The organism is Petrachloros mirabilis (genome assembly GCF_975968855.1).
On the sequence record NZ_CDLUDY010000156.1, the window covers coordinates 1 to 4,601 of the forward strand.

A 4,601-nucleotide genomic window follows, 5' to 3' on the forward strand; every position below is an offset into this window, starting at 1 on the left:
CATGGACATGGAATGTCCGCCTGTCCGGATGATGCGCGATCCATTCGTCATGAAGAGCAACTACATCAGCTACGCCACACATGCCTCATGGCAGCAGGAAATCTGGGCGGCTGTCGAACGGTCCCGCAAGCATTCGATCAAGTGGCTGGATGGTTTGATCGACGCGGAAAACACCGATGCCGACATCATGATTGTGGCTTCGGGCACTGCCGTCTCACAGGGCCGCGAAGCCATCCGCATGCTCGAAGACGAAGGCGTGAGGTGCGGCCTCGTGAAGGTAAAGACACTGCGGCCCTGGCCGGATGACGAAATCCGTGAAGCAACCAAGAACGCCAAACACATCTTCGTGCCGGAATTCAACGTGACCGGCTGGTTGGCCAAGGAAATCAAAGCTTCTATTCCGAATCACCATCGTGTCCACGCCGGCCCGCACGTGTGCGGAGGCATGACAATGCCGCCGGAGATTATCGTCAACGAGATCAAGACCGCGTTAGGCCTGAAGAAATCCTTTGTCATGGCAGGACGCGGCAGTTGAGTTCACGACGTAAACGCGAACCAGTTCGCTCACGTGAGCGAATTTGAGGAGGCCATAATGAGCAAAGAACGCATCAAGATTTCCGATGACCTCTACGACATCATGCCGTCGGATTATCAAGACCTCGTGAAAAGCGCCACCTACGGCAAGGAAGATCGAGGGTGGAAAGATATCGGCAACGCCAAGGAACTTATCGAGCAGCATTCGCTCTGCGCAGGCTGCCCAGAATCCATGGCGTTCCGGTACATCCTGGCCTCGTTGCCAAACCCGGAAGATACCGTCATGGTCGGCTCCACCGGCTGTACCAGCTTGGTGTTCCCGATGGTAGCCGTACACAATATTCACTCTCTGTTCGGTAACCAGAACGCGATCGCCTCTGGACTGAAACGGGCCTTGAGCGTCCGATTCCCCGACCGCGTGAAAGATGTTGTCGTCCTCGCCGGGGACGGAGCGACTGTGGACATCGGCCTCGATATGACGCTTCAGGCCTGGTTCCGCCAGGAAAAATTCACAACCATCTGCTTCGATAACGAGCTCTATGCTAACACCGGCGGGCAAGAGAGCGGCTTGATGCAGAAAGGCTTCGTCGCAAAGATGGCGCCGGTTGGCAAGCTGTTTGACAAAGTGCGGCTGCCGGAAATTGCCCGCGAATCCGGCTGCCATTATGTCGTGCAATGCACCGTCAGCAAGCCTTCCGTCATTGAAAAAGTGATCAGGAATGCCGTCCATGTCGCCCGAGAGATCGGCCCGACCTATCTCCAGCTTTACACGCCCTGCATTCTCGAAATCGGGAAGAATAGCATGGAAGGACTTCAGGAAATGCGCGATTCGGAGAAGCCGACCGAACGGTTCGCGTACAAAGAATACACCAGCGAACCGGCAAAACAGTTGCTGGCCGAACTGGCCGCAAAGGATAAAGAACGGAAAGCCGCTGCAAAACAATTGGCAGGACAGGCGCAAGCCTAATCGGACCGGAGGCTACAGATGATCAAGAAACGACTCAATATCCGCATGTCAGGTCTGGGAGGCCAAGGAGCCGTGACCGCAGCCCATGTTATGGCGATGGCCGCCAACCGGGACGGGAAGTTTTCGATCTCGAATCCGTTTTTCGGCGCGGAAAAGCGGATGGCACCGGCAGAGAGCTATTGCCGGATCGGCATTGAGCGCATTTACGACCGCGGTGAGTTGGTATTTCCAGACGTCATCGAAGTGTTCCATCCCCAGGTCATCACAATGGGCAAAAGTTATACGATGCCCTTCTACTCCGGCATCAAAGAGGGCGGCGTCGTCGTTATTAACTCGGGGGAGAACCTTCTCTCCCAAGAAGATATCGAACGGCTGAAAGACCTCAACGTCGCCGTGTTCTACATCGCCGGCACCGAGCTCGCGATCGAGATTGCGGGAACGGAGCTGTCTACCAACATGACGATGATCGGCTCTGTCGCCGGCATCACCAAGTGCGTCTCGCTGGAAGCGTTGGATGCCGCGCTGCAGGAGCGGTTCGGGAAGAAATTTGTCGCCTCAGGTGGTACCGCTTCGCTGGACGAAGCGATCAAGAAAAAATTCGCTAAGAAGGAAATGCTTCTTCAGAAAAACCTCGCCACCGTCAATCGAGCGTACGAAATCGCAAGTGAATGGGCGGAAAAAAACAAGGTCGAGCTACGTGTCGGAGACCCGGCCGTCGCCGCGTAAGAAAAGGAATCAGGTCGCATGTATAACGTTGCGCAAGTCATCGACGAAAAATGCACGGCAAAAAAGGGCTGCCGTCTCTGCATCATGTACTGCCCGGAAGCTAACTGCTTGGACCTGAACACCACCAAGATGGTCGCCGAGGTCAATATCGACCGCTGCAAAGGGTGCGAATTGTGCGTGGTGGTGTGTAACGCGGCTAAGCATCAAGCTATCGTCATGCAGGCCGTGACCGCCAGCGGGGAATTGATGAGCCGAAAAGGCGAGTCTGCCTCCCTCGGACAAGCCTATCAAGGCTAGTTGCATTCGATGTTATGAACGGGAAACCCCATGGCGTCTACGCTATGGGGTTTTTTGTTGGAACCGGAAAGGGTCAGCCTATGCAGAGTGAAGACAATGTGCTCGATGAGCTCCTGAAAGAGATCGCCGGTTTAATCCACGAATATCCGATGGCCATTGAGCGCCGGGCCGCTGAAATCCAACTGACAGGGAAAGATCCGGAACTCGTAGAAAAACTGTTGAAGGCCGCAAATACCATGCGGGACAGCGGTAATCTTTACCTCACCTGGGCTAAACACTACGCCGCCTTAGCCGAAGGAAACACGGACGCCTCTTCCGATGAGGATGAAACAGAAGATTTCGATGTCTAAAAAAGCGTTCCACTGTACCCACTACTTTTGCTAGAATGCACTCCTCATCCAATTGAACCCTTGTTCCCCGGTAGCTCAGTTGGTAGAGCAGCCGGCTGTTAACCGGCTGGTCGCAGGTTCGAGTCCTGCCCGGGGAGCCAATTTCTCTAAGAAGGGCGCTGTTCACAGTAGGAACGGCGCCCTTTTTCTTTTAGTATAAACGCATGCCGTCAACCTTGTTTCAGCCAGCATTCCTGCTTCGCAATCGCCACTTAATGACGTTGACACCACGCTATTGGCCGCGAGGACCGCTATTGGACGGGACCCCTTGTGAATCTCGATCCTTCACCACGGCTCCCGACACACAGCTTGTGGGTTATTGCCACTGGCAGTTGGATCGGCAATCGTCGCAAACTGTGATTCTCGTCCACGGGCTCGAAGGCTGCAGCGAATCCCCCTACATGCACGGCATTGCCTCCAAAGCCTATCGAGCAGGCATGAACGTGATTCGCATGAATCAACGAACCTGCGGAGGAACCGAGCACCTAACTCCGACGCTCTACAATAGCGGACTCAGCGGAGATTACCGGGTTATCGTCACAGAGTTGGCGAGGAAGGACGCGCTGAAACGAATCTGGCTCGTCGGCTATTCGATGGGCGGTAATCTTGTGCTAAAAGCGGCTGGAGAGTTAGGTCGGACGGAGCCCGCGCTGGCCGGAGTCATTGCCGTCTGTCCGAACATCGATCCGACGCAGTGCGTTGTAGCGTTGGAGCATCCCCATAATTGGATCTATCATCAACACTTTCTTGCAAAGCTGAAGGCACGACTCCGGCGGAAGGCAGCTCTCTTTCCTGGAAAGTGGGATCTTTCCGGTCTTGACCGTATCTCGCAAATCAGCGTATTCGATGATCGTTATACGGCCCCCGACGGTGGCTATCTCAGCGCCGCGGATTACTACGACCGTGCCGGTGCCTGTCATGTTCTCCACAACATTGAAGTTCGTTCGACCATTATTACGGCTCAAGACGATCCGTTCATTCCCTATTCGATGTTTTCCCATCGGGCCATCAAAGAGAATTCCCGCATCAGATTGATTGCGCCAACTGCCGGAGGCCATTGCGGATTCTTTCAACGACAGCAAGCTGGCGAGGATCGATATTGGGCAGAAAATAGAATCGTCGAGATCGTGATGAGATAAGGAGAGGTTCGGCGGCCTCGTTAGATCGGGGCCGCCGACTGAATAAGAGTTTAAGCCGCCAACTTCTTGGTTCGCCTTGGTTCTGTGGCCACTACCTCAGGCACGCACTTCTGAACCCAGGTAAAAATAAACCAGGCACTCGCACCGACAATGCCACCGATGAAAAACCAATTGTAGATACTCTTACCAAATTTTCCCAGGAACGGCTGACACACATACAACAACACACCATAAGCAAGAGTGACCGTTATGAGTGTTGCCCCGGGCAGAATCAGAGCACGGTAGGGGGCGAGCCATTTCCAATTGTCCGGTGGTTCAAGCGCCAATTGGCGAGCCCCGAGCCAAGCAATGGTCAGTGCCCCGCTATAACCAAAGAACTGCACCAGATCTGACGCATGGAGTTTTCCAACCGTTGCCTCACGGAAGAGAGGCAAATGTCCCAAAGCTGCAGCAAAGGTAACCGCCAACGCTATCGCCACCCCATATTGCATCATCCATTTTCTCGCCTTCATGAATTCCTCCCGTCCTCCGGTAGTTGGAAATTCTGAC

7 protein-coding genes and 1 tRNA gene are annotated in these 4,601 nt (G+C 54.4%); 7 read left to right on the forward strand and 1 reads right to left on the reverse strand.

Features of this window, described 5'->3' with window-relative positions; translation table 11 throughout:
- From ACWVCN_RS06250 to ACWVCN_RS06280, 7 genes are all read left to right on the forward strand, one after another.
- A partial coding sequence (locus ACWVCN_RS06250; RefSeq protein WP_455244700.1) for a transketolase C-terminal domain-containing protein occupies window positions 1-535 on the forward strand: 535 nt, incomplete at its 5' end.
- Window positions 536-592: 57 nt separating this feature from the next.
- Complete coding sequence (locus ACWVCN_RS06255) at window positions 593-1,501, forward strand: thiamine pyrophosphate-dependent enzyme (RefSeq protein ID WP_455244701.1); 909 nt, start codon at window positions 593-595, stop codon at window positions 1,499-1,501.
- Window positions 1,502-1,519: 18 nt separating this feature from the next.
- Entirely contained in the window at window positions 1,520-2,227 is a 708-nt protein-coding gene (locus tag ACWVCN_RS06260; protein WP_455244702.1) for a 2-oxoacid:acceptor oxidoreductase family protein, read from the forward strand.
- 18 nt (window positions 2,228-2,245) lie between these two features.
- Entirely contained in the window at window positions 2,246-2,524 is a 279-nt protein-coding gene (locus tag ACWVCN_RS06265; protein WP_455244703.1) for a hypothetical protein, read from the forward strand.
- 14 nt (window positions 2,525-2,538) lie between these two features.
- On the forward strand, window positions 2,539-2,874 hold the full coding sequence (locus tag ACWVCN_RS06270; protein WP_455244704.1) for a hypothetical protein: 336 nt from the start codon (window positions 2,539-2,541) through the stop codon (window positions 2,872-2,874).
- A 64-nt stretch (window positions 2,875-2,938) separates the two neighbouring features.
- A tRNA-Asn gene (locus ACWVCN_RS06275) sits at window positions 2,939-3,014 on the forward strand.
- Window positions 3,015-3,077: 63 nt separating this feature from the next.
- Window positions 3,078-4,052 carry a YheT family hydrolase gene (locus ACWVCN_RS06280; RefSeq protein WP_455244705.1) on the forward strand — a complete coding sequence of 325 codons (975 nt, stop codon included), beginning with the start codon at window positions 3,078-3,080 and terminating at the stop codon, window positions 4,050-4,052.
- A 50-nt stretch (window positions 4,053-4,102) separates the two neighbouring features.
- On the opposite strand, the gene ACWVCN_RS06285 is transcribed toward ACWVCN_RS06280, so the two are convergent.
- Window positions 4,103-4,601: hypothetical protein (locus ACWVCN_RS06285; protein ID WP_455244706.1), on the reverse strand; the 499-nt coding region annotated here is incomplete at its 5' end.

What these genes read in the sequence shown, in the direction of transcription:
- ACWVCN_RS06265 (WP_455244703.1), top strand. Translation starts at nt 2,246, where the DNA reads ATGTATAACGTTGCGCAAGTCATCGACGAAAAATGCACGGCAAAAAAG.
- ACWVCN_RS06280 (WP_455244705.1), top strand. Translation starts at nt 3,078, where the DNA reads ATGCCGTCAACCTTGTTTCAGCCAGCATTCCTGCTTCGCAATCGCCAC.
- ACWVCN_RS06260 (WP_455244702.1), top strand. Translation starts at nt 1,520, where the DNA reads ATGATCAAGAAACGACTCAATATCCGCATGTCAGGTCTGGGAGGCCAA.
- ACWVCN_RS06270 (WP_455244704.1), top strand. Translation starts at nt 2,539, where the DNA reads ATGAACGGGAAACCCCATGGCGTCTACGCTATGGGGTTTTTTGTTGGA.
- ACWVCN_RS06255 (WP_455244701.1), top strand. Translation starts at nt 593, where the DNA reads ATGAGCAAAGAACGCATCAAGATTTCCGATGACCTCTACGACATCATG.